26 protein-coding genes and 1 pseudogene are annotated in these 25,318 nt (G+C 39.4%); 19 read left to right on the top strand and 8 right to left on the bottom strand.

Going from position 1 to position 25,318, the window contains the following annotated elements:
• Positions 1 to 11 precede the first annotated feature (11 nt).
• Genes tusD through CWB60_RS13915 form a run of 6 tightly spaced genes read left to right on the top strand, consistent with a single transcriptional unit; the run spans position 12 to position 2,436 of the window.
• Positions 12 to 365 (top strand): sulfurtransferase complex subunit TusD, encoded by a 354-nt coding sequence (gene tusD, locus CWB60_RS13940; RefSeq protein ID WP_004586717.1) that lies wholly within the window; start codon positions 12 to 14, stop codon positions 363 to 365.
• Positions 362 to 718, top strand: a complete 357-nt coding sequence (gene tusC, locus CWB60_RS13935; RefSeq protein ID WP_024033522.1) for a sulfurtransferase complex subunit TusC — start codon at positions 362 to 364, stop codon at positions 716 to 718. The genes tusD and tusC overlap by 4 nt, the downstream gene beginning before the upstream one ends.
• The gene (gene tusB / locus CWB60_RS13930; protein ID WP_138579305.1) at positions 715 to 981 is read left to right on the top strand and encodes a sulfurtransferase complex subunit TusB; all 267 of its coding nucleotides are present in this window, start codon (positions 715 to 717) and stop codon (positions 979 to 981) included. The genes tusC and tusB overlap by 4 nt, the downstream gene beginning before the upstream one ends.
• Positions 982 to 984: 3 nt before the next feature.
• Complete coding sequence (locus tag CWB60_RS13925; RefSeq protein WP_004586720.1) at positions 985 to 1,314, top strand: TusE/DsrC/DsvC family sulfur relay protein; 330 nt, start codon at positions 985 to 987, stop codon at positions 1,312 to 1,314.
• Positions 1,314 to 2,000: a pseudouridine synthase gene (locus tag CWB60_RS13920; protein WP_138579303.1), complete on the top strand. Its 687-nt coding sequence runs from the start codon at positions 1,314 to 1,316 to the stop codon at positions 1,998 to 2,000. The genes CWB60_RS13925 and CWB60_RS13920 overlap by 1 nt, the downstream gene beginning before the upstream one ends.
• Positions 1,993 to 2,436 carry an NUDIX domain-containing protein gene (locus CWB60_RS13915; RefSeq protein ID WP_138579301.1) on the top strand — a complete coding sequence of 148 codons (444 nt, stop codon included), beginning with the start codon at positions 1,993 to 1,995 and terminating at the stop codon, positions 2,434 to 2,436. Before CWB60_RS13920 ends, CWB60_RS13915 begins: the two co-directional genes overlap by 8 nt.
• A gap of 54 nt (positions 2,437 to 2,490) precedes the next feature.
• Here the strand turns inward: CWB60_RS13915 and CWB60_RS13910 are convergent, their stop codons facing one another.
• Complete coding sequence (locus tag CWB60_RS13910; RefSeq protein WP_138579299.1) at positions 2,491 to 3,759, bottom strand: sensor domain-containing diguanylate cyclase; 1,269 nt, start codon at positions 3,757 to 3,759, stop codon at positions 2,491 to 2,493.
• 337 nt (positions 3,760 to 4,096) lie between these two features.
• On the opposite strand from CWB60_RS13910, the gene mnmA reads away from it, so the two are divergent.
• The 5 genes from mnmA (at position 4,097) to CWB60_RS13885 (ending at position 8,893) form a co-directional block, all read left to right on the top strand.
• Positions 4,097 to 5,197, top strand: a complete 1,101-nt coding sequence (mnmA, locus tag CWB60_RS13905) for a tRNA 2-thiouridine(34) synthase MnmA (protein ID WP_004586724.1) — start codon at positions 4,097 to 4,099, stop codon at positions 5,195 to 5,197.
• The gene (hflD, locus tag CWB60_RS13900; protein ID WP_004586725.1) at positions 5,197 to 5,799 is read left to right on the top strand and encodes a high frequency lysogenization protein HflD; all 603 of its coding nucleotides are present in this window, start codon (positions 5,197 to 5,199) and stop codon (positions 5,797 to 5,799) included. The genes mnmA and hflD overlap by 1 nt, the downstream gene beginning before the upstream one ends.
• A 32-nt stretch (positions 5,800 to 5,831) precedes the next feature.
• A complete protein-coding gene (gene purB, locus CWB60_RS13895; protein ID WP_096041635.1) occupies positions 5,832 to 7,202 on the top strand; it encodes an adenylosuccinate lyase in 1,371 nt (456 codons plus the stop codon).
• A gap of 77 nt (positions 7,203 to 7,279) precedes the next feature.
• Complete coding sequence (locus tag CWB60_RS13890) at positions 7,280 to 8,425, top strand: cupin domain-containing protein (RefSeq protein WP_138579297.1); 1,146 nt, start codon at positions 7,280 to 7,282, stop codon at positions 8,423 to 8,425.
• Positions 8,426 to 8,434: 9 nt separating this feature from the next.
• Positions 8,435 to 8,893: a GNAT family N-acetyltransferase gene (locus CWB60_RS13885; protein ID WP_138579295.1), complete on the top strand. Its 459-nt coding sequence runs from the start codon at positions 8,435 to 8,437 to the stop codon at positions 8,891 to 8,893.
• A 46-nt stretch (positions 8,894 to 8,939) separates the two neighbouring features.
• On the opposite strand, the gene CWB60_RS13880 is transcribed toward CWB60_RS13885, so the two are convergent.
• Positions 8,940 to 9,386, bottom strand: coding sequence for a DUF4826 family protein (locus CWB60_RS13880; protein WP_138579293.1), 447 nt, complete (start codon positions 9,384 to 9,386; stop codon positions 8,940 to 8,942).
• Between the two features lie 142 nt (positions 9,387 to 9,528).
• Positions 9,529 to 10,932 carry a M28 family peptidase gene (locus CWB60_RS13875; protein ID WP_138579291.1) on the bottom strand — a complete coding sequence of 468 codons (1,404 nt, stop codon included), beginning with the start codon at positions 10,930 to 10,932 and terminating at the stop codon, positions 9,529 to 9,531.
• Positions 10,933 to 11,160: 228 nt separating this feature from the next.
• On the opposite strand from CWB60_RS13875, the gene CWB60_RS13870 reads away from it, so the two are divergent.
• On the top strand, positions 11,161 to 11,958 hold the full coding sequence (locus tag CWB60_RS13870) for a class I SAM-dependent methyltransferase (protein WP_138579289.1): 798 nt from the start codon (positions 11,161 to 11,163) through the stop codon (positions 11,956 to 11,958).
• Position 11,959: 1 nt separating this feature from the next.
• Here the strand turns inward: CWB60_RS13870 and CWB60_RS13865 are convergent, their stop codons facing one another.
• Positions 11,960 to 12,364: a GFA family protein gene (locus CWB60_RS13865; RefSeq protein ID WP_138579287.1), complete on the bottom strand. Its 405-nt coding sequence runs from the start codon at positions 12,362 to 12,364 to the stop codon at positions 11,960 to 11,962.
• Between the two features lie 204 nt (positions 12,365 to 12,568).
• Here CWB60_RS13865 and CWB60_RS13860 point away from each other — a divergent pair.
• The 5 genes and pseudogenes from CWB60_RS13860 (at position 12,569) to CWB60_RS13840 (ending at position 18,680) form a co-directional block, all read left to right on the top strand.
• Positions 12,569 to 13,420: pseudogene (locus CWB60_RS13860) on the top strand (hypothetical protein).
• Between the two features lie 91 nt (positions 13,421 to 13,511).
• Positions 13,512 to 15,359 (top strand): ABC transporter ATP-binding protein, encoded by a 1,848-nt coding sequence (locus CWB60_RS13855; RefSeq protein ID WP_138579285.1) that lies wholly within the window; start codon positions 13,512 to 13,514, stop codon positions 15,357 to 15,359.
• A gap of 174 nt (positions 15,360 to 15,533) precedes the next feature.
• Positions 15,534 to 16,046, top strand: a complete 513-nt coding sequence (locus tag CWB60_RS13850; protein WP_096041630.1) for an outer membrane beta-barrel protein — start codon at positions 15,534 to 15,536, stop codon at positions 16,044 to 16,046.
• A 33-nt stretch (positions 16,047 to 16,079) separates the two neighbouring features.
• Positions 16,080 to 17,354: an Ig-like domain-containing protein gene (locus CWB60_RS13845; RefSeq protein ID WP_138579283.1), complete on the top strand. Its 1,275-nt coding sequence runs from the start codon at positions 16,080 to 16,082 to the stop codon at positions 17,352 to 17,354.
• 453 nt (positions 17,355 to 17,807) lie between these two features.
• On the top strand, positions 17,808 to 18,680 hold the full coding sequence (locus CWB60_RS13840) for a LamG domain-containing protein (protein ID WP_171036152.1): 873 nt from the start codon (positions 17,808 to 17,810) through the stop codon (positions 18,678 to 18,680).
• 169 nt (positions 18,681 to 18,849) lie between these two features.
• On the opposite strand, the gene CWB60_RS13835 is transcribed toward CWB60_RS13840, so the two are convergent.
• From CWB60_RS13835 to CWB60_RS13825, 3 genes are all read right to left on the bottom strand, one after another.
• The gene (locus tag CWB60_RS13835; RefSeq protein WP_138579281.1) at positions 18,850 to 20,226 is read right to left on the bottom strand and encodes a hypothetical protein; all 1,377 of its coding nucleotides are present in this window, start codon (positions 20,224 to 20,226) and stop codon (positions 18,850 to 18,852) included.
• A gap of 124 nt (positions 20,227 to 20,350) precedes the next feature.
• Positions 20,351 to 20,770, bottom strand: a complete 420-nt coding sequence (locus CWB60_RS13830; RefSeq protein ID WP_138579279.1) for an MAPEG family protein — start codon at positions 20,768 to 20,770, stop codon at positions 20,351 to 20,353.
• A 144-nt stretch (positions 20,771 to 20,914) separates the two neighbouring features.
• Positions 20,915 to 22,006: an endonuclease/exonuclease/phosphatase family protein gene (locus CWB60_RS13825; protein ID WP_138579277.1), complete on the bottom strand. Its 1,092-nt coding sequence runs from the start codon at positions 22,004 to 22,006 to the stop codon at positions 20,915 to 20,917.
• Between the two features lie 239 nt (positions 22,007 to 22,245).
• On the opposite strand from CWB60_RS13825, the gene CWB60_RS13820 reads away from it, so the two are divergent.
• The gene (locus CWB60_RS13820) at positions 22,246 to 23,508 is read left to right on the top strand and encodes a valine--pyruvate transaminase (RefSeq protein WP_138579275.1); all 1,263 of its coding nucleotides are present in this window, start codon (positions 22,246 to 22,248) and stop codon (positions 23,506 to 23,508) included.
• Positions 23,509 to 23,600: 92 nt separating this feature from the next.
• Here CWB60_RS13820 and CWB60_RS13815 read toward each other — a convergent pair whose 3' ends face one another.
• Positions 23,601 to 24,047, bottom strand: coding sequence for a hypothetical protein (locus CWB60_RS13815; RefSeq protein WP_138579273.1), 447 nt, complete (start codon positions 24,045 to 24,047; stop codon positions 23,601 to 23,603).
• On the opposite strand from CWB60_RS13815, the gene CWB60_RS13810 reads away from it, so the two are divergent.
• Positions 24,032 to 25,219: a PQQ-dependent sugar dehydrogenase gene (locus tag CWB60_RS13810; protein WP_138579271.1), complete on the top strand. Its 1,188-nt coding sequence runs from the start codon at positions 24,032 to 24,034 to the stop codon at positions 25,217 to 25,219. The two genes, CWB60_RS13815 and CWB60_RS13810, sit on opposite strands and share 16 nt — an antisense overlap.
• Positions 25,220 to 25,318: the final 99 nt, after the last annotated feature.

Raw genomic sequence — 25,318 nt, 5'->3', positions numbered from 1 at the left:
TTGGAATTGTTTTGGCGCGATTTGTTCTTTCTTTACATACTCCTCCTTCAGATCATGACTCAACGCAACGTATTATAAAGTTTGCGAATGCATGTTTAGCACAAGGCCACACCATAGATGCGATATTTTTGTATCAAAATGGGATTTATCACGCGTCAGCTCACTTTGAGCTAGCCTCTGACGAACTACAAATTCCTACGCAATGGCAACAACTTGCAGATAAAAACGTCAACTTAATGCTATGTATTACTGCAGCAGAAAAACGTGGCTTAAACACAAGCCAAACAGGTGTGTTTACTGTAGCCGGGCTTGCAGAATTTGCCATGCTAGCGAGTGATGCAGATAAATGGATACAGTTTAAATGAAAAACGTTTTAGTAATGAGCCAATCCAGCCCCTTTGATGAGCTTAATACCCGCGATGCCCTAGACATGTCACTGATATTTGCCGCAGTTGAGCAAAATATTAGCTGGCTATTTAGCGGCCCTGCTGTGCTTGCTTTAAAACATAATCAATCAACACAGCAACTTGGTGTAAAAGATTTTTTTAAAAACATCAAAACGCTTGAAATCTATGAAGTAGAAAACATATATGTATGTGAAAAATCGTTACTAGATTATAACTTAAACAAATCTCAGTTAATTATTGATTCAACCAGCCTCAATTACACTGAGCAACAGCAGCTGATCGGCCAGCAAGATTTTGTGGTGAACCTATGAGTACATTACACATTTTTTCAAAGCCACTGGCTTATTACGACTCTACTCAGCTTGAAAACTTAATTAAAGACACCGATAAAGTACTCCTTGTTGGTGATGCCTGTTATGCCGCTAAGCAGTATTTTCAATTAAACAATTCGCTATTGTTGCTTTTAGAGGATGCGCAGGCACGCGCAGTTAAACTAAGCCCAGGCCAAACACTTATTAATTACGATGAGTTTGTTGCTCTTACTCTATCTACTAACCAATCTATTACCTGGTAATCCATGCTTGAATTTAATAATCAACAAATCGACACTGATAAACAAGGCTACTTGCTAGATTACACCTTGTGGACAAAAGAGTTAGCCCCCATTATCGCCGAGCAAGAAAACATTATCTTGAGTGAACAACACTGGGAAGTGATTAATTTTGTGCGCAATTTTTACTTAGAATATAACACCAGCCCAGCAATAAGAATGCTTGTTAAAGCCATGGCTAAAGCGCTTGGCGAGGACAAAGGCAATAGTATTTATTTGTATAAATTATTTCCCAAGGGGCCTGCAAAACAAGCCACAAAAATTGCCGGCTTACCCAAGCCCGCTAGGTGTATTTAATGGCGAACAAACCAATGCATAATCGCGCAAGTAAAAGTACCACTAAACGAACCACGGGTAGAACTTACTCACGCAGTGCGCTCACTAAAAAAAGTACAACTTCGCGTGAAATTAAACCCGCTATAGCGCCTAAAGATAGAAAAATTGTTTTATTTAACAAGCCTTACGATGTGCTTTGCCAATTTACAGACGATGCCAATAGAAAAACCTTGGCTGAATTTATTCCCATTAAAGATGTATACGCTGCAGGCAGACTCGACCGTGACAGTGAAGGCTTGTTACTTTTAACAAACTGCGGAAAGCTTCAAAATACCCTTACCGCACCGAATAAAAAAACCAATAAAACCTATTGGGTGCAAGTTGAAGGCGAGCCTAGTGAAGAGGCCATTAATGCCCTGTGTAAAGGTGTTGAACTAAAAGATGGGATGACCTTACCCGCAAACGTAAAAATTATTGACGAGCCAAAACTTTGGCCTCGCGTGCCGCCGGTAAGAGAGCGAAAGTCGATTCCTACAACGTGGTTAAGTATTACAATTAATGAAGGACGTAATAGGCAAGTTCGCCGTATGACCGCCCATGTTGGGCACCCTACATTAAGGCTTATTCGCTACAGTATTGGCAATTATACGCTAGATGGCATAAACAGCGCACAGTACAGTGTTATAAAAGGTGAGGTAAATGCATAAACCCCATGTAACGGTGGCTGCTGTAGTAAAAAAAGGAGAGCATTTTTTACTGGTAAAAGAGCGAGATAAATTTACTTCTAATATTTGTTATAACCAACCTGCTGGCCATTTAGAAGTAAACGAAACACTGGCTCAAGCAGCCAGTAGAGAGCTTTTTGAAGAAACAGGTTTGTCCCTAACGCCCACTGGTTTAATCGGTATTTATAACTTACATGCGGCTAATGGGGTGCATTACTTACGCTTTTGTTTTATGTTTGGTGGCACTCAAATCACCACTGAGCCCTGCCCAAAAGATGCAGATATAATTAGTGCCAACTGGCACAGTTTAGAAGACATAAAAGCACTGCCTCTAAGAAGCCATTTAGTTTTAAAATGTATTGAAGACAGCCTAAACCGCCCTATTCAAGACGTAGACTTTATTTACGACGATAATTAAACATCTGCGCTTTATATAATTCTCAAAACTATATAAATAGTCCAAGGCTATAAATTAACTTAATGCTAAACAATTTCGTCCCTGCCTTTTTGAATAATAAAGTGCGCTGTCGGCAGCCTTAATAAACTCTTTTTGATCGCAACTATCCTCTTTATTAATTGCGTGAATACCTATGCTCAGGGTTAAGTAGCCGGTAAAGCTGTCTTCATGAGGGAGGTGCAGCTCTTCAATTGCCTTTTGAATATGCTCAGCAATAAATAAAGCCCCTTGTTTATCGGTTTGAGGCAGCAATACAACAAATTCTTCTCCGCCATAACGCGCCACAAAGTCCTCGGTGCGACTTACCGTACACGCTATTGCTTGCGCCACGTTATACAAACATAAATCACCTTCAACATGCCCGTAGCGGTCGTTAAAGAGTTTAAAGTGATCAATATCGATTAAAATAATCGCCAAATCGTCACCACACTCAACGGCTTTTTCAAACTCTTTACTTAGCTTTTCATCAAAACGACGTCTATTTGCTATTTGTGTTAGCGAATCTAAAAATGCCATGTCGCGTAAAATATTTTGATCTTCTAAACGCTTGGTCGCATCATTAAATACAGCAATATATTCATCGCCCAAATTGATTCCAGATACTTCCATGGTAATTGTATTACCGTTTTTACAAGTAACATGGTAATCATGCGCGGGGATGTCTTGCCCTGTTTCATTGCCAATTTCTAACGCCGATTGCCACGTTTTTTTCACGGCCTCTCGATAGTGAGGGTCTGGGTATGCATTAACCCACCACTGCTCTATGTTAGGTAAGTCATCAACGGTATAACCAAATACATCTATAAAGCGCTGATTAACTCTAATAATATCACCGGTTTTAGCACACACATTAGAGATAGGCATAGGCAAAATAGTAAATAAATGGGCGTAGTGGCTCATCTCGTGGCGCTTCATAGGATGATGCATTTTTTTAGAAAGGAAACTGTATGGCGCATCTTCTTTTTCGTGAGAAAGCGAATTATCCATACTTAATGCAAAATACCATTCATCCCACCAGCGTTTCATAGTCTCAAACAAGGCAGTTTCTGGCTCGTCAACTAATTCAATAGAACTTGAGACAGCATTGAAAATCTCATCAATAGGACTGTTTTGCTTGGCATCTGAGGGTAAAGTGTGCTCAAAAACTTCATGAAAAAGCGTATATGTATCACGTTTTAAGTCGCTTGTAGGCATTATGAGCAACTCATTTAGTTCATCGCGTGAGTTTGCAGCATAATATTGTATTAACGTTGAAAGCTTTTTTACCTGGAAGGCATAATTCATATATTCATTCCGTTGAAAATATTTTTTTAAAAAAGTGAGTCTAATACGCAAAATCTTACTGGCAGCTGAATTTACAAGCAAGCACAAGGTAATGAAAGCATTATTATCATTTAATAACGTAAGAATGGCACCGAAATATCTTTTTACAATGGCTTATTTAATTTTTTCATCATTTTTTATGTTAAATGCGTTTCAGTCTTATTTGCTATTTATTATATGAATAAAATAACTACAAAATCGTGTGTTTGCGCCACTCCTCCCTTTAAGCAAAAACAAAATGCGTGCTATAATCGCGGCCTTTCCAAGTTAACAGCAATCTGTATAAGCGAAATTATTCATGAGCGAAAATAGTCACATTAAAGTCATCGTTGGTATGTCCGGCGGTGTTGATTCTTCTGTATCTGCATATTTATTACAACAACAGGGCTATCAAGTAGAAGGCCTGTTTATGAAGAACTGGGAAGAAGACGACAATGACGAATACTGTGCAGCCGCTGAAGATTTAAAAGATGCACAAGCAGTGTGTGACAAATTAGGCATCGAGCTTCATACCGTTAACTTTGCAGCCGAATACTGGGATAACGTTTTTGAGTACTTTTTAGAAGAGTACAAAGCGGGCCGTACGCCAAACCCAGATATTATGTGTAACAAAGAAATTAAATTTAAAGCATTTTTAGAATTTGCAGCACAAGCACTTGGCGCCGATTATATTGCAACAGGCCATTATGTTCGTCGTGAACTACGAGACGACAAATACGTTATGTGCCGAGGCTTAGACGATAACAAAGATCAAAGCTATTTCTTATATACCTTAAGCCATGAACACATAGGCCAAACTCTTTTCCCAGTAGGCGATATAGCTAAACCAGACGTACGCCGTATTGCAGAAGAGCAAGACTTAATCACCCATGACAAAAAAGACAGCACCGGTATTTGTTTTATTGGTGAGCGTAAATTTAAAGACTTTTTACAAAAGTTTTTACCTGCTCAACCTGGCGTGATTGAAGATACTGACGGCAACAACGTAGGTGAGCACGAAGGGCTTATGTATCATACACTTGGCCAGCGTAAAGGCTTGTTAATTGGTGGCATGAAAGAAGGCTCTGGCGAGCCATGGTACGTTGTAGATAAAGACGTTGAGCGCAATGTGCTCGTTGTCGGACAAGGTAAAGACCACCCTCGTCTTTACAGCAATGGCCTAAACGCCAATCAATTACATTGGGTAGACCGTGTTGGTCCTCAAGGTACAACGCGCTGCACCGTTAAAACCCGTTACCGCCAAGAAGATATTAATTGTACCCTTCTCGTTGGGGAAGATGGTATGGCACGCGTATTGTTTGATGAACCACAAAAAGCCGTTACACCAGGTCAATCAGCTGTATTTTATGCCGATGATGTGTGTTTAGGTGGCGGTATTATAGATTCGGTGATTAAGTAATGAATCAACACCAAGTCATGGCGCTTGCCGCCATGTGCCAAGTGGCTAAACAAGTACAAAAAATCGCGCAATACGGCAGCGCAAACGATTCAGACTTAGACGTGCTATTTACAAGTATTGTACAAACATCACCCGCATCCCCGGTTGATGTTTACCAAGGTACGCATAACTTGCGCGACGGCTATAAAACATTAATGGCGCAGCTTACTGCTGGCGCTCAAAAAGATGTGGAAATAGTTAAGTACGTAGGTGGTTTAATGCAGCTTGAACGTATTTTAAATAACGAGCCAAAAAGCTTAGCTGAACTTGGCCGTCGTATCGACGACATTCATCGTCGCTTAGATCACTTTGCTATAACCGATGACACAGTAGTTGCCGGTTTAGCAGATATATACTCGTCGGTGCTGAGCCCCCTTGGGCACCGAATTCAGGTTTATGGTAAACCCGAGTTATTAAAACAGCAGCAAACGCAAAATAAAATTCGTGCCCTTTTATTAGCAGGAATTCGCAGTGCTGTATTATGGCGACAAATGGGCGGTAAACGCCGTCACTTTTTCTTTGCAAAAAGAAAAATTCTCGCTATTGCAAAAACAAACATTTAATTATCGTTCAAAACTAAAATTTAGGAGTTATTATGGAGCTTTCAGCGTTAACCGCTATCTCTCCAGTGGATGGTCGCTACGGCAGCAAAACCACTGAACTACGCAGTATTTTCAGCGAATTTGGCTTAATCAAATACCGCGTAACCGTTGAAGTGCGTTGGTTGCAAGCCTTAGCTGCAGCAAGCGATATTAAAGAAGTACCTGCATTTAGCGACCAAGCCAATGCACTTTTAAATGCCATAGTTGATAATTTCAGCGAAGCAGACGCACAGCGTGTTAAAGACATTGAACGCACCACAAACCACGATGTTAAAGCGGTAGAATATTTACTAAAAGAAAAAGTAGCCGATAACAGCGAAATTAACGCTATTAACGAGTTCATCCATTTTGCCTGTACATCAGAAGATATTAATAACCTATCTCATGGTTTAATGCTAAGCGAAGCTCGTGATAATGTGCTCCTTCCATACTGCGACCAACTACTTAACGCTATAAAAGAAAAAGCCATTGAGTACAAAGCAGTACCTATGATGACGCGTACCCACGGCCAACCAGCTACGCCTTCAACAATGGGTAAAGAGTTTGCTAACGTATACATGCGTTTAAAACGCCAGCGCGACCAAATCGCACAGGTAGAAATGCTAGGTAAAATTAACGGTGCTGTAGGTAACTACAATGCTCACCTGAGTGCTTACCCAGATTACGATTGGCATACCCACGCAAGCAACTTTGTAACTAGCCTTGGTTTAACCTTTAACCCGTTCACTACACAAATAGAGCCGCATGACTACATTGCCGAGCTATTTGATGCTATTGCTCGCTTTAACACTATTTTACTTGATTTTGATCGTGACGTTTGGGGTTACATTGCCCTTAACCACTTTAAGCAAAAAACCATTGCTGGCGAAATCGGCTCTTCAACAATGCCGCATAAAGTAAACCCTATCGACTTTGAAAACTCAGAAGGTAACCTAGGTTTAGCAAATGCTATATTTGCTCACCTTGCACAAAAACTGCCTGTTTCTCGTTGGCAGCGTGACCTTACCGACTCAACCGTTTTACGTAACTTAGGTGTGGGTATGGGCTACACGCTTATCGCGTATCAATCTACACTTAAAGGCGTAAGCAAGCTTGAAGTAAATGAGCAACGTTTACTTGATGAGCTTGATCAAAACTGGGAATTACTTGCTGAGCCAATTCAAACGGTTATGCGTAAATACGGTATTGAAAAACCATACGAAAAACTTAAAGATTTAACGCGTGGTAAACGTGTAAATCAAGAGATTATGGCCGACTTTATCGATGGTTTAGACCTGCCAGAGCACGCTAAAGTAGAAATGAAAAAACTAACACCTGCCAACTACATTGGCCGCGCTGTTGAGTTTATTGACGATTTAGTTTAAATACTAAATTGCGCATATAAAAAGCGAAAGGATAATCCCTTTCGCTTTTTTTGTACTAAAAATTATAGGCCAACTCTATGTACCAATTAAAAATAAACAACCTCTGTGAGCAAGAATTTTTAAACCAATACTGGCAAAAAAAACCGCTATTAATTAAACAAGGCTTTACAGACTTTCAAGACCCAATAGAGGCAGAAGAGCTTGCCGGTCTTGCTATGGAAGAAAGTATAGAGTCGCGAATTGTTACCAACCACAATAACGATTGGCAAGCATACCAAGGCCCATTTGAAGACTTTGAAAAATTAACTGAGCAACACGCTACTTTATTGGTACAAGCGGTTGATCATTGGCATAGCGATGCAGCACAACTGCTTCAGCCATTTAGGTTTATACCTAACTGGCGAATAGATGATTTAATGATCAGCTACTCAACCCCTAAAGGTGGCGTTGGTCCACACCTAGATCAGTACGATGTATTTATTATTCAAGGCGAGGGTAAGCGTCATTGGCGTGTTGGCCTGCCTGATCCAACACTTAAACAATTTGCGCAAAATAAAAAACTACTGCAAGTTGAGCAATTTGAAGCCGTTATAGATTGTATTTTAGAGCCCGGCGATATTTTATATATACCACCTGGGTGCCCTCACGAAGGCTATGCAATAGAAAACGCCCTTAACTACTCGGTTGGATTTAGAGCGCCTAATCAACAAGACTTATTTTCTAGTTTTGCCGATCATGTTATTGATACCGACAGCGGCCAAAAACGCTATACCGATCATACTTTAGCCCTTAGGGACTCTAAAGGTGAGCTTTTACAGAGCGAAACCGATAAAGTTAAAACCCTTATGCAAGCGCTACTTAATAACGATGAGCTATTTAAGCATTGGCTTGGTAATACCTTAAGCCAAGCCAAGCACGAAATGGACTTAGCACCGCTTGAAGAGCCTATAACCTGCGAGCAAATGAGTGAGTTAATAGCAAACAATGCAGAAGAATTTGAGCGTTTAGGCGGCGTACGTGCTATCTATCAGCAGCTAGAAGACACCCTATTATTAAGTATTAATGGCGAAAACTACCCGTTACCACTTTGCGACTTAAATGCCGTTACACTATTAACAGATCATGATTATGTTAATACCGACGATTTAAACGCAGCGCAGCCCAGCCTAGTTTTTATTCAAACCTTTACTACACTAGTTAATGAGGGGATGTGGTTTAATTAGAGGTGCGCTATGGGCTATCAAATTAATAAGGTCGAGTGGGATAGGCAAAAAGACCAGCTACAACAAATACGTGAAAAAGTATTTGTGTATGAGTTACACATACCCAAACGAATAGAATTTGATAGCCAAGACAAACTAGCACACCATGTGCTAGTTACTCACAACAGTAACGCACCCGTAGCCACAGGTAGGCTGTGTACAGATGGCTTAATAGGCCGAATAGCCGTTTTACCCGCACATCGTAATCGCCATGTTTATACTTCATTACTTACTTTTATTGTTAATCTTGCCGCTAACGATGGGCACCAAGTTATTAGTATTAATTGTATTTTAAACGAAGTTGAGCGCTTTAAACGAAACGGCTTTATACAACAAGGCGGTGTTTTTATGGAAGCAGGTATACCTAGGCAGCGAATGCAATGCCATGTGTCTGAGTTTGTCACTAAACCATTTACATTAGTACATTAAAAAAGGGCCGTTAATAGCCCTTTTTTACGTTTATACAAGCAATACCTTATTTTGGTTCATTAGCCCAAAGTTGCTCGTTTTCATGCATTTCGTATAAGCCGTGTGCACGGTTTATAAGTAAGTTAGCAAAGTCGACCTGGGTTTTATCTCGTGCGCCAGCACTCATTATTTGATCTGCTTTTAACTGCCATTGTAATGAAAAATATCGCATAGCATCGCGCGCATCTTTTGCTGCACTTACGTCTGCATGATCAGTGGGTAAGCGCCCTGTTATTACCCAGTAACTCTTGCCGTTTTGCGCTTTAAATTTCCACATAGCACACAATGGCGCTAAAAAACGACTGTCTTTGTCTATTACTGATTTAGGCATAATGCCTTTTTCTGCTAAGTATTTTTGGGCGTTTTGAAAACACTCGCGTTGCCAAGCAACCCGTTGTTGCTCTATTTGTGCTTGCTCTTGCGCTGTTAATGGTTTTTTTTCTTCTTGCTGCATTTTATTAACCTTTACTGCTTTTTTTCTACACTCTAAGTGCATAACAAATAAGGTGCAAGCATAAAACACCTGCTTTGCACCTTAAATACACCATTTGATTTGTTTTTAATCACAATTGCACATAAGCAATAGTAAATCGCTGTTATTTTATATTGTGATCAAACGAGCCTACATCACCTGGGAACACCACAGGCGATTCAATCCCGTCTTTGCTTATCGCTGCAACACCGAAATAGTAATTATCTATAACAACGTTTTTAAGTGTAGCTTTACTTACATTGCCCACATCTTGGCTAAATTGCCATTGCGGCTCACTGGTATAGCGCCAATAAATACGATAACCGGCAATATTATCATCATCTGAACTTTGCCACGAAAGCGTAGTGTCGGCCTTAACCGCGCCTTCAATTTTTACCTGCTTAGGGGGAGCTGGCGCCCAAGCCATTGAAGCCATTGTTACTGCGTTCAATGATGTAAGCTTTGCTGTGTAGTCAAAATCAACGCCATCTATGGTATCGCCATAGACCACACCATTTTCTGTACGTAAATCTTGATGTTGTCGGTCGTAATGCTCATTAGTTTCCATAATTCTGACTGCTGCAAAACCTGCATCGTTAAACGGTCTATGGTGCCCGCCCCGGCCAAATCTATCTAACCTGTAAACTAACATTGTATCTAAATTTGGAATGTACCTATCGGCAATTGTATCTATATAGCGCGCTAAATTACGGCTCGCCGAATCGACTTCACCACCTGTAAAACGGCGCGTTCTTGCTTGTTGTTTCGTTTCTACTACACGCGTGCCTTCTGAGAAAATACGCGCCGTTGTATTGTCGGTAACGCCATTAAAACCGGTAATATTGCCAATCATGTCGTTATTTAAAACGCCATGTACTTGCCAATTGTGCTCTTGTGCATACGCTGTGAGTATTTTACCGCCAAATAACCCCTGCTCTTCGCCAGACAACGCTGCATACACTACTGAGCCATTAAATTTATGCTTGCTTAGTACACGTGCAGCTTCAATAACCCCTGCCACGCCTGAAGCGTTATCATTTGCTCCCGGTGAATCACTGGTAAAGTCCATTACATCGCTCACCCGCGAATCAATATCGCCCGACATAATAACCATTCGGTTTGGCTCAGTACTACCACGCTGAATGGCCACTATACTCACCACTTCAACAGGATTAGGAATTCGTTTTTCACCTGATATAGTGTCTTTAACTTCAATAACTTCTAGGCAACCACCACATTGCGCTGATATTTTTTCAAACTCTTTTTTAATCCAACGCCGTGCAGCACCTATGCCCCGTGTATCTGACTTAGTTTCAGAAAGCGTATGGCGGGTACCAAAATCCACCAGCGTTTGTATGTCGCTCTCAATACGTTTAGCTGATACCTGCGCTGCAATATCATGTAGCTTTTGTTGTTCTTCATATTTTATGCTGGCATGAGCCTGTACTGATAACCCTGCCGCACAAGCAAAGGCTAACGTGCTCAATTTAATAAGTTTAGTTGTAATAGAAAAAGGGGTTTTGCGCATTATAAGCTCCTTATTTTTTACCTTACCATTACTCAACAACCTATTTAGTGCAACTATTTTGAGTTAAAGCTTTATACAAGTAAGCTCAACTGTAAAAATTAACCACACTTAAGTACTCCCCTCTTTTAAGTAACCAAGCGTATTACAAACCTTGTTACATAAATACGCTATATACATAGCGTGTTTTCGTGGCAAACTAATGGGGTGTTTTATTTGTATTTGTAACCTATGCGCCAGCTTAAAGCCGATACTGTCTCTGCCAATTTAATAGCCTCTAGTAACAACCAATATGGGCCTATTTGTGTTTATCAAAATACGGCCTATCGCTGGTTAACACTTGCCCAAAATGCGCATAGCGATATCACTATTCAAGGGGTGATGAGCCTTAATGAAAATGAACAATTACTGATTGCGGTTAATCAATGTATGCTGTTATTTTTACTTAAAACAGCTGAGCCACTACGGGTTTTAAATTTAGGTTTAGGTACTGCGGGCATTGAGCGAGCCATTCATTATTTACATAACAAAACGGCTTATATAAATAACTTAGCTGTGTTTGACAGTGTAGAAATAAACCCCGCGATGATAAGCGTTGCTAAGCACCATTTTAACTTGCCCGCTAATCATACGGTGCACTTACAAAATGCAGAGCTGTTTGTTGCAACGTGCACGCGCACATACAATGTCATTACAATTGATATTTTTAGTGGCGATGTACATCAAGACTTTTTATCTAACAGCGTATTTTGGCAAAACATACGTCGCTGCAGCGGGCTAAATTCGCAAATTATTATAAATTTAAACCCTAAAACAGGAAAAGAGCTCCAAGCTTTACTCGTCTTGTTTAGGCAACACTTTAGCTGTATTGCCCTTATAGAGTTTAACGAATACAAAAATATTGTCGTGATACTTTCTCAGCAAAGTTTAGTGCACATTAATAAAGAAGAAATAGCCCATTCGCCATTATTTAAAACGTGGGCGCCCACCCTTCACAACGACATAAACAGCATTTACCACATAGAGTAATTTAGCGACCTGGTTCGTGTTTTTCATAGCACGGCAAATGGGTTTCTAATTGCTCCCAATTGGCTTTAGAGGTAACAAAATTATGCGACATTACCTGTTCAGTAATATCGTCATCTATCAACCCTAGGCGTATTCGCAAGCGAGATTTATCCTCTGCATTAGCACTGTAAATAGGTGAGCCACATGTTTTACAAAAAAAGCGCGCACGCCCAGGTTTGAAATTAAATTCAGTTAAATTATCTTCTCCTTTGGTAAGTGTAAATTCGTGAGTGTTTACAAAACCATTAGTGGCAAAAGCAGTTCCGCTGTTTTTTCTGCATAGTGAGCAGTGACAATGAATAATTTGAGAAATAGCCCCTTTAATTTCAACTCTTACCGCTTTACATAAGCACGTTCCAGTATACATATAATCCCTTTTATTATTCTTAATTGCGTGTTGTTAGGTATTTTACGCGTTTAAAATATAGACGTCAGTAGAATAGATAAAATACAATATTGGTTGACTAATTTTCGCTAAATTGGTTATATAGATTTTTAGCTTTAAAAATTAAATTCCACATATTGGTTTACCAATTTATATGATTATACTTACATTAGTAAAAGAGGGATTATGCGCGTTAAATACAGCTTACTGTTAGTCGCCTGCTCAGGATTATTAGCCTGTAGCCAAAACAATCAAAATGCCCCCTCTGCAAAATGGCTATTAGTAGATAACTTTGAACAACCGCTAAAAGGCTGGACAAAGGCCGACACAGACAATCAAACTCAACCTTATGTCGCTAACCCACAAGTAACTAAAATATAAGTTGAGGACACAGCCAAAGGGATAAACCATTTTTTAATTAAAAAGCCTGCCGAAAATGGTATTGTCGGCAACCGAAAAGCCCTCAGCTATAAAAAGCTTCCAAAAACAGTGCCCGTTGGCGAAACCTACACTTTTTTTACCCGTATTAACGTCGCCTCTTTTCCAAATAACCATGCTTTTGGATTAAGTAACTTAGAGCCAGAGCAAATAAACGTTCATGGCTACGATGCCTTTGAAGCCACTCTTCGGGTTACCGATAAAACCGAGTCAAATGGGTTAGTCAATACCGGGCCGCTAATGGTCAAAACTGATAAAGGCTATAGTAATATCCAAAACTATGCACAAGCGCAATCGGCTAAACCACTTGATACAAACAGTTGGTACAACATTTGGTACAACATTTGGTACGTTGTTAATAATGCATCGGTAAAAATGCAAGGCCAGCAATACAATGTATATGTACAAGGCGGCGAATTTAAAAACCAAACCTTAGTGTATAAAAATGCCACCTTTAGAATGAAACGCGAACGCCCACTTAGCTATTTTTTAGCTAAATGTAATACGGGCCCACATAAAAAGCCCTACGGAAATGGCGGTTTACGCTATGACGACATTTATATGATTAAAGGCGTAAACCTCACAAACCCTATTCGATAAAAGTAGCAGTTTAAATTAATCGCTAAAGATCTACAGCGCGCCACTTAAATGGTATGATCCTTTTCTATTTTTTGTCATTTAAGTTTATAAAATGTATCGATTATTCGAAAAAATGACCAACGCATTTCCTGAGCAAAAGCCAACGCAGCCGCCCTCTACCTTATTTGCGTTTTGTCGTCATTACACTAAAGGTATGGAGCTGTCGTTAGTTTTAATGTCTGTTAGTGCTGCCCTGCTTGCCATTTTAGAAGTATCGTTATTTAGCTATATGGGCCAATTGGTTGATTGGTTGGGCACCTACACACCGCAAACCCTATTTGAAGAGCAAAAAACCGAACTTATAAAAATGGCGGTAGTACTTTTAGTGATATTGCCTATTGTGGTGTTTTTTCACTCGGCTATTTTACACCAAGCATTACTGGGTAATTACCCTATGTCGATTCGTTGGTCGGCGCATAGATACTTATTACGCCAAAGTGTTAGCTTTTATCAAAACGAGTTTGCAGGGCGTATTGCCACAAAAGTAATGCAAACATCACTGGCCGTACGAGAAGCCGTAATGAAACTGCTCGATGTACTAATGTATATTGTGGTTTATTTTGGCGCTATGGTGTTTTTAGTTGCAGAAGCTGACTGGCGTTTAATGCTACCGCTTTTAGTGTGGGTAATTATTTATGCCGCTATTCAAATGTACTTTGTGCCAAAACTTAAAAAAATTGCCAGCTCACAGGCCGATGCGCGCTCTGAAATGACCGGCCGTATAGTCGACAGCTATACAAATATATCAACCATTAAGCTTTTTTCTTACACACAACGTGAAGAGCAATACGCTAAACAAAGTATGGATGTATTTTTACAGCCTGTTTATAAGCAAATGCGTTTAGTAACCAGCCTTAACTTTGCCATTAATAGCCTAAATTACTTATTAGTATTTAGTGTGGCCGCACTATCCCTTTATTTATGGTCGCTAAGTGCAATTAGCGCAGGCGCCATTGCTGTTGCGGTTAGTTTATCGCTTAGATTAAATGGCATGGCGCAGTGGATCATGTGGGAAATAAGCAGCTTGTTTGAAAACATTGGTACCGCAACCGATGGCATGAAAACCTTATCTACGCCCATTAAAGTAGATGACAAACCCGATGCAAAAACGCTTGCCGTTTCTAAGGGCGATATCGCGTTTTCAAATGTTCACTTTAACTACGGCAAAGCCGCTAACGAAACTAATCGCGGCCCGGTAATGAACGGCCTAAACCTACATATCAAACCCGGTGAAAAAATTGGCTTAGTGGGTCGCTCTGGCGCTGGTAAATCAACATTAGTTAATTTACTGCTGCGCTTTTACGATACCGATTCGGGGACGATTAAAATTGATGGCCAAAACATTACCGATGTAAGCCAAGAAAGCCTTCGCCGCTATATAGCCATGGTTACGCAAGACACTTCCCTGCTTCACCGCTCTGTAAAAGACAATATTTTATACGGCCGACCCGATGCCTCAGAAGCCGAAATGCTCAGCGCTGCCAAGCAAGCTAAAGCCCTCGAGTTTATAAGCGATTTAGAAGATAGCAAAGGCAATAAAGGGTTTGATGCTCAAGTAGGCGAGCGCGGTGTAACCCTCTCCGGTGGGCAACGCCAGCGTATCGCTATAGCGCGGGTATTACTGAAAAATGCACCTATTTTAATACTCGATGAAGCCACCAGCGCGCTCGACTCAGAAGTAGAAGCCGCAATACAAGCAAGCCTAGATGATTTAATGACAGGTAAAACTGTGATTGCAATTGCTCACAGGCTATCGACCATTGCGCAAATGGACAGACTTATTGTACTTGATGGAGGACGCGTTGTAGAGCAAGGCAGCCACGAAGCGCTCATTGCGCAAAATGGTATTTATGCTGGCCTTTGGGCGCATCAAACCGGTGGGTTTATTGGTGTAGATTAGCCAAGATAAGATTATAAGCCGAAAATAGCGCGATCTTTATTGCGCATTACGCTATTAAATCAGATATTTATAATTTGTTCCTAATTTTATCCAAGCGAATCTCTTCCCTTGATTAAGTTAAGTCAATTATATACCATCCTTGCTTATAATAATTTACGGATAGTTTACTTTCACATGGAAAAAACTCTTTATCTACTCCTATTCTGTGCCTCAACGCAATGTTTTGCAGACACCGCATATATTGGTGTTGACTATGTATTACCTGAAATGGCAATTAGTAACGAAGATGTTAAACCAAAATCAACTGCACTTCGTTTAGGGGTCAGTAACAATAATATGGCTTTTGAAGCCCAATACCTAACCGCCAACGAGAAAGATAACCTTTATCGCATTGAATTCGATATAGAAAAAAGTGCCGCATTATTTTTCGTAATGCAGTCTGATGTTGTTAATGGTTTCGGTTTAGATGTTTCAGTCGGCTATGCGCAAACAGATATTACAGTTAATGGCCCTGAAGAAACTATAAATGATGAATTTCAATATAAAGGTTTTGCTTGGGGTGTGGCAATGCACCAAGATATTCCATACTTAAACAGCACCCAAGTAAGGCTTGGCTATCAATCACTTTATGACAAAGACGATATCGAGATAACAGCTATTTCTCTTGGTTTTACTTACCAATTTTAGTCATTCTCTCATTTTAAAAGGTACAATCCTAAAATGGCAATAAAACACACCTCTCACAAACTCTCTATTATTTCGATATTATTAATAGCAGTTACTGGCTGTGGCTCTGATACTGAGTCAACCGACCTAAAAAAAGCAGTAACTCTCGAAGAGCTTCGCACTGAAGGTACAATTATAGAATCCGTTACTATTATCAATAATCAAACACGCATTAGACCTGGAGAACAATTTCAGCTTAAAGCCATGGGTAAAGATAGTAACGGAGAAACGAGAGATGTAACCGATGAGCTTACTTGGAGTACAAGCGACCCAGAAGTAGCCACTGTCAATAGTCGTGGCTTAGTGACAGCCATTACTAATTCTCCACTGGATAGAGGTTTGATTACGGTTACTGGCACTACAATAAATGAAATATCCGGTGAAGGACAAATGTCAATTAGTGATGAAGCCGTTTCGAACATAGAACTAAAACAAGCCTCACCAGAAATAGGTGACATTAATACGTGTATAGAAGCAAGTATTAGTGCAGATATTACTTATTCAGATGGCTATATATCTTTAAATACAATAAAAGATATTAGTTTTACTCTTGATGATGAAACAAGCGCGTTAATCGATAACAACGGTACACTATATACCTCATCAAGTGAAATTGAGAACACTTCAATTACTGCGAATATAGGTAACATATCGGATACCTTAATTGTCACAGCCAACCCAGCTAACCTAGAGAGTATTGATATTCTTTCTGATGATACATCTAAGGATATTATCAAATTAAACTTAGGTTCTCGTATAAGCGTAGCTGCGCAAGCCAATCTAATAAACAATCCTTCTCCTTTCGATATAGACAATACTATAAAGTGGTCTACGTTAGATTCATATACTGTCGGTGTTACAAAACAGGGCGAAAATAAAGGTACTTTACTCGCATTAAAACCAGGCGTTACAGAGCTTGTTGCGAGCTGTGGTGGAGTGTATAAAACAATAGCCGTGCAAGTTGAAGGCGACGCAACCCTAGAAAGTATTCAAATTAATGACGCTGAAAATCCATTAACATTGAGCCCTCTGGGTACTTTAGATTTAACATTAACCGCTAACTATAGTGATACCTCTTCTAGCTTGAATGTTTCAGAATTTGCGAATTGGAGTGTAAATGGTAGCACAATTGCAAATGCTGAATTAATTAATATTGGAACCAATCAGGCTAGATATAGATTAACGAGTAATTCAAATAGTAACGGTACAGTTATCGTTTCTGTCAATTACGATGGAATAGTAACAAGTACACAAATCAATATTGAATAAAAAATAGTTAAATACGTCAAGCAAATAGCTCAGAACGAAGGCCTTAATTTACTAGGCCTTCACTTTACCCTTTCTACTCTCTTCCTCTTTACAGGTTTGTCGCTTGGTTTTTACAAGCCTCTAAAGTTGCAAAGTTTTTAAATAGCATCCAACATTTTACTTTTACTACTAAAAACTTATAGAACACTTCTTCCTCTTCATTGCACATCCCTTACTATTATTTTTGTTGATTAAATATTGTTAACCATTAACATCTATGCAATATTATACCTAGTTCGATTTTTAAGCGAATTATCGGACTTAAAAAGAATATTTTACTGACAGCCTTTTCACATATTTGCGTTATTCAAGACGAAATTATCGTGTGACTATCTAAAAAATGTGTATCGGCAAATTAAAGAAGGTTTATCTATTTCTTTAAACTTTCAACATTAATTTAAATGGAGATTTAATATGAAACAGCTAAAGCTACTAATAGGTAGCACTTTGTTTATGTCTATCACTTCAGTCCAGGCAGCTGATTGGAGCCCTTTTAGTATTCCAGCACAAGCAGGCGCAGGTAAAAGCTGGCAGTTACAAAGTGTTTCAGATGAGTTTAACTACATTGCACAACCTAATAATAAACCAGCTGCTTTTAATAATCGTTGGAACGCATCTTATATAAATGCTTGGCTAGGTCCTGGCGATACAGAATTTAGCGCTGGCCACTCATATACAACTGGCGGGGCGCTTGGTCTGCAAGCAACCGAAAAAGCAGGTACGAACAAAGTTCTCTCAGGTATTATTTCTTCTAAAGCAACCTTTACTTACCCCCTATACCTAGAGGCGATGGTAAAACCAACAAACAACACTATGGCAAATGCTGTATGGATGCTTAGTGCTGATTCTACCCAAGAAATCGATGCTATGGAGTCATATGGTAGCGACCGAATTGGCCAAGAGTGGTTTGACCAACGTATGCATGTTAGTCATCACGTATTTATTCGAGACCCATTTCAAGATTACCAGCCAAAGGACGCTGGCTCTTGGGTTTACAACAACGGAGAAACATACCGCAATAAATTTCGTAGATATGGAGTACATTGGAAGGATGCGTGGAATTTAGATTACTATATAGATGGTGTTTTGGTTCGAAGTGTCTCTGGCCCAAATATTATTGATCCTGAAAACTATACTAACGGAACAGGCTTAAACAAGCCTATGCACATAATACTGGATATGGAACATCAGCCATGGCGAGACGTTAAGCCTAATGCATCTGAGCTTGCAGATCCCAATAAAAGTATATTTTGGGTAGATTGGATACGAGTTTATAAAGCCCAGTAATATATTAAAAACTTAACTTATTAAGTGCGGAACTTATGTTTACAAACCCTCTAATGTTTGCGATATACTCACTGCATTTAATAAGTTTTAAAACACATTCGTTGAGACTTAATGCAAAGTACTTATAAGCTGATGCACTCACTAAGCTTTAAATTCCCTCACCTAACAACTAATCATTATAGTGATTTTCTAAATGGGTTATTTCACTTTCAGTCAAAACTAAACTTCTATACAGAAAATTGTAATCAATTTCATCTTGTTGCTTTACAAATGAAAATGCCGCTTCAATCAAAAGTATTCGCTCTTTTGAACTATACATACTATTCGCAATCTCTATGCTTGATGATAAGCTGCTGGCTAACATATTCTCGCCAGCCAAACGCTTAGCATAACTAGTTTCTTCACTAGGAGTTAATGAATTAAGCCATATTTTTGTTGCATCAGGGTTTTGAGCAATTAGAAGCTTGGTAAGCGCAGCCAAAAGTGACTTTCTAACCGCTATAGGAAATGATAATGTGGGGATTATTTCTTTTAACGCATCTAGTCCTTTTTCAGGCGAAGTAGCGACTAAATTTGTCAATAATTTACCCTGAAGTGTTAAGTCATTTTCAGCTAAAATGATATCGAGTATACGTGAGAGTTCGACTCTCTGTGTAGCCATTACCTCTACTAGCCTGCGCAAACCAGCTTGCCTTACAGGACCACCAGGTAATGACAATACCCAGCTTTCTGATGATTCAATATCATCACTAGCAAGCTTTTGTGTGAAATACGCAACGGCGTCATATTTTATTTGTGAATCGTCTAGTAATAAAATAGTCTCTTCAGCCAAAGAAGTATCTTTATCAATTAATGCCGTTAACATAGGTAATATCAACCGCATATACATATCAGGCCTTGGTTGTTGCTCAATCCAGCTAAGCGCTTCTAGTGTGTCCTGAACGCCCCATTGCATTAGCAAATTATCTATTACTGCCATTTTGATCGAGGTATTGGAGAGGTAGCTTACTTCCTCTAGAACTGTTTCTGGTCTACTTTCCATGTAGGATAAATACCCAGCTGTAATTAGTTTTGCCTTTATATCATTATTTAATTTACTATTATCAATCCAAATGAGTAATTCTTGTAAATCTATTTGCCCTACGGTATACGCGATTTTTTTTATTAAAAAATCCTGTAGTTCCAATTTTAAACTAGTTAAATGCAATAAAGCTTCTTGCCAATTAAAGTATATCCAGGCTAAGTAAATTGGTTCGACTAACTTAGCTTGTTCTCTTAAAAGACGTTTATTTTCATTAATCAATACGCTATCAACACAAGTAGAGTAATCGTCGTTAGTTTTTAACGTTTCTAAATTATTTGAACATAACTCAAATTGCTTAGTTTGGCTGCCCATTGATAAATTATTCAATAGCTTTAAACCCGCTTCACTGCCTTTATTCAAAGCATTACTCGAACCACTATTATTGGTTTCTTGGGGAGAATAAAACTTGTAAATTAAAAACATTGAAACGAGTAAAAACATAAATGCTATTTTAAATTTCATCCGTTGCCTTTGAAAGTTAAATATTAATTCATAAATTTTAACTATATAGCATTGCCCATTTATTATCCAATCGCCAAAAATTTAAATAATAGTGATTGTTAACTTTATTTTCCGTTTAACTTGATTAAGCCAATAATCTTAAGCCAATTAAAATTAGCATAACAATATTGGCTATAAAACTGATTAAAAAGAAGTACGTGCGTGGGCTTGGGTTTTTCTCTGTGGCTATAACGTAATACAGCGCCATATGAATTAATCGCGCTATTACATACACCCAAACGCACATGGCAAATATAGGGCTTTGGTAATTTATAACAAATGCAAACAACACAGTACCAATAAACAACGCGCTGTTTTCTAGTGTGTTATGAAAAGTACGGTGGGCTCTAAATATAAAACTGCCGTGCGATAAATCATCGCTAATTTTACCCGGTACAGCATTAGGTTGTTTAGCTTTGCTAAAGGTAGCTACCGACCACTGTACCACTAACATTATTAAATAAACGTAAAACGCCATATTGGCAGAAAGCGCAACTTCAGTCATTTTTATGTCCTTAAAATTGTTTTAATTCAGTAGTTACAGCAAGTTTTAAGCCTAAAATAAGTTCATTATAATTAATAACTTATAATTTATAGGTTCAATAATAATGTAAAAGCTGCAAAGCTATTTATAAATGTTACCCACGTATTAACTCCTTAACGTTAGCGTAATTGATACCACCGCGTGATCGGTTGTTAAATCGTCTCGTTCGTATTCTGGGTTTATTAAATGCCTGTCGTATGTATGATAATCACTCACTTCATAAAAGCTATCATCGTAACTTGGGTCAAATTCACACGAGAGTAAAATATAATCAAGTACCGTACTACTCGTTCCATAATAATGGGTAGGGCTGCGATTTAATAACGGCGCAGCGGGGGCATTACTTTGTTGAACATCTGCATTCCCAGCGTTTTGCTGGGTGTTGTGCGCCGTAAATTGGCTCATTTTTAGTGTTTTAAATAACTGCCACGCGTCATTTAAACAATATTTTGCAAGGTATGTTTTAACATCAAACGCTGGGGCAAATCGCAATGTATTCGTTAGTAAATGGCTCAACACGCCATCGGCTAGGTCGTTATTAAAATCGCCCATTAACACCATAGGCTGTTGTGTAGCTTCGCGTCGGGCAATCATTTCTATCATTAGTAAAGTGGCTTCACTGCCGCGCTGAATGGTTGAGCCCCACGAGCCGGCCACATTTGCTTTATGAGTGTCTATTATGTTTTTTTCGCTTGAGGGGGGCTCGGTTTTAGCTGAGCTAGTAGTACTTTCATCACTTTCAATCATGGCTCGTTTTGACTTAAAATGCACTACATAACAGTCGGTATTACCTACATGGGGTAATCTAATGGTGGCTCTTAACACCTTACGGCTAAACGTAAAATTACTATTAAGGCCAAGCATTTCAACAAGCTCGGTATTGTGCTTAACCGCAGCTATATCAACAATCTCAAATTTAGACGCTATAGCCACAACCGGGCGCTTAAAAATAAAATCATCAATCACCTCTGGCGCATCAACCACAGCAAAATATGTATAGCCTTGCTGCGCCATTAACGCTTTTAGCGATTCAATACTAAATACTTCTTGAAAACCTACTACATCAGGCGCGTACTCATTTAAATAATCTACAATCCAACGCTGTTTGCGTGCCCATTGCTCTGCGGTATAAATTTTTTCAAAATCGTAATACGCATTAGGCGGCTCAAGGTAGTTAAATAAATTAAACGTGGCTATTTTAAATTGCGTGTTTTTTACTACAGGCTCGTTTAAATCAGCGGCAGGTTCAGCCTCAAGCGTAGTGTGATGTAAAGTCGATTCAAAATTACTGATAACAATAGCCTAGCGAATAAAAGTGCGTTAATTATACCCTAAAGGGTTTAAAGTTCTAAACCGTGAATTATTATCAACATGCAAATAAAGCCCTTTATTTGCGCTATACTGCCCTCCTCGTTATTAGCGCACACATAGGTATTATGAACTACTCAAATTTTGGTACTAAATTTACACAACCCAACGGAATAACGCAGCTTATGGAAGATTTAGGCAGCGCTAACGCAAGCAATAATCCAAATATTGTTATGCTAGGTGGCGGTAACCCCGCACACGTACCACAGGTTAATGCCGTATTTTTAGATGAATTACAAAAGCTAGTAGCCAGTAATAAAGTATCGCAAGTATTTGGTTTGTACGACGGGCCAACTGGCAATGACGAATTTAGAGCGGCCCTTGCTAAACAGCTAAATAGCGAGTTTGACTGGGGCTTAACACCACAAAACATAGCATTGGGTAACGGCAGCCAAGCTAACTTTTTTGTGTTGTTTAATATGCTTGCGGGCAAAATGAGCGATGGCACTAATAAGCGTATTTTGTTTCCGCTTGCGCCTGAATACGTAGGTTACGCCGACCAAGGTTTATCTGATGATATGTTTGTGGCAATAAAGCCCGACATCGAAATTTTAAATACACCCAGTGGCTCTAAGCAATTTAAATATGTCATTGATTTTGACGCGGTTGAAAACGTATTAGCCAACGATACCAGTATTAGTGCACTGTGCGTATCGCGCCCTACCAACCCAACTGGTAATGTCATTACCGATGAGGAAGTACGCCATCTAGACGCCCTTGCACACAAGTACAATATTCCCCTAATTATTGATAACGCCTATGGCGACCCTTTCCCGGGCTGTATTTACACCGATGCAAACCTTACGTGGAACTCAAACATTATATTGTGTATGTCGCTTTCAAAACTGGGCTTGCCTGGCCTGCGCACTGGTATTGTGGTTGCCAATAACGAAATAATTAAAGCCATTGGCCGTGTTAACGGCTCTATGGTGTTATCGCCTAACGCTATTGGCCCAAGCTTAGTAACCCGCTTAATTAACGAAGGCGAATTACTGCCTTTGTGTAAAAATACGGTATTGCCTTTTTATAAAAATAAAGCAGAGATAGCCATAAACCTGTTTGATGAAATTTTTGCAGACTTGCCTGTTTATTTACATAAACTAGAAGGCGCGTTTTTTATGTGGCTATGGTTTAAAGACTCAAAAATAACCAGCGAAATGCTTTATCAAAAACTCAAAGAGCAAGATGTATATATAATTCCTGGGCATAACTTTTTTATTGGCATTGAAGATAGCTGGGAGCACAAACACCAGTGCGTACGCATTAACTACGCTAACGATGAAGCTACTCTCAGAAAAGGCCTAGAGGCTATTAAGTCGCTTATTATGTAGCGCTTATTATATAGAGCTTTAATTAACGTTTTACATCGTATTTTAACGTGGTGGTTAACGCTTAGCGTTAGCCACTGAGTTTTTTATTTAACCTACTGTTTAGGGGCTAACGCCTTGGTTAATAAGGCAAACAGCAAGCCACCTAAAGCACCTGCTAGTAACTGCAAATAAAATCCCCATCCACGAGCGCCCGCTATAATATGAATATTCATAATCGACTCAATGGCCACTAAGACCGCGGCAAAAGCAGTGATACCCGATGCCACAAATAACGCCATGCTGTATTTTTTAAACTTTTTAACAAGTAACACAACAGCAAAAAAAGCGATAGCCAAAGCAATGGCAATAATAGCGCCATAGGTAGGTAATAGCCCTAACCAATCATCTAGCGTTAAATTAATACGGTCGCTTAAGCTGACCACTACACCCACATCAACTAATTGATTGACAACGTATTGGCTATGAAACAAGCTAGCAAGCGTAAAGGTAAATAACCAAGAAACTAAAAATATAGGGAGTAAACGTGTTAAAAATGGCATGGTTATCTCAACTTAAAGTAAAGCTTTTTTCTTACAGTAGCAAAGGCTTGCAATGTAAACAACGACTCTCTCAATTAGCGCTATGGCTGTTTGTAGGGCTTTTTGCGTCTACCGCCAGTGCTGCTGAATTACCTAAAGAGCAATACAGTACTCACACAGTCGCTACAAAATTAAATTCGCCGTGGAGCATGGTTAAGCTACCAAACGGGTCATGGCTAATTACAGAGCGCGACGGCCACGTTGTTATTGTAAAAAACAATCAGCAAACTAGAGTAAATTTAAACCTTGAGAGTTTATACGTTGCAGGCCAAGGCGGCTTACTTGATATAGTGCTCTCGCCTAATTTTAACACCAGCAAAGAAGTTATATTTACCTACGCACAAGGCACAGCTGAGGCTAATCGCCTAGTAATTGCAAAAGCTACCTTTAATGGCACCGGCTTTTCAACGCCTGTTATTATTTACACAGTAGCGACTGATAAAAATACTCCACAACACTACGCTGGCCGCGCCCTCTTTTTACCCGACGACACTCTACTGTTTTCAACTGGTGATGGCTTTGATTTTAGAGAGCAAGCACAAGTAATAACCAGCCAACTTGGCAAACTATTACGTATAAACCTAGATGGCACTATCCCAAAAGATAACCCATTTATTAATCACAAAAACACCAATGCACACGCTGTTTACTCGCTCGGTCACCGAAACCCACAGGGCTTAGTGTATGATTACGATACCGAGCAAATTATTAGCCACGAGCACGGCCCCGCCGGTGGCGATGAGCTAAATTACTTAACGCCAGCTACCAACTACGGCTGGCCGGTGATCACCTATGGTGACGATTATTCACAAGCACGTATTTCTCCATTTAGAGACTACCCCGGCATGCAAAAACCAAGCGTAGATTGGACGCCATCAATCGCCCCATCGGGTATGGCGTATTACGGCTCTAAATACGCCGCATTCCCTTCACTTCAAAAACATGCGCTCATCACCACACTCGTTGATAAAAAGCTCTACAGCGTTAATCTGACTAATGGCGAATTCACCCAAACGCACATATTTCCAGAAGCAACAGGACGATTAAGAGACGTGTATGTAACCACTAAAGGGAATGTAGCAATATTAACCGATGGGAAAGATGCTGAGCTGATGTTGTTTAAAGCAAATTAGCTCACAAAGAAAATTAGAAGCACTTTGCTTTAAGAGGAATATAATGGGTTATATTAGGACGCTTTAGCTATTTGCAACTGATGTCTGAAGTCAAGATTT

Origin of the sequence: Pseudoalteromonas sp. S327 (assembly GCF_005886415.1) — a bacterium.
In the GTDB taxonomy this organism is placed as follows: Bacteria; Pseudomonadota; Gammaproteobacteria; order Enterobacterales; family Alteromonadaceae; genus Pseudoalteromonas; species Pseudoalteromonas atlantica.
The sequence above is the reverse complement of the archived record's forward strand: the minus strand, read 5'-3'. Positions and strand labels throughout refer to the sequence as shown.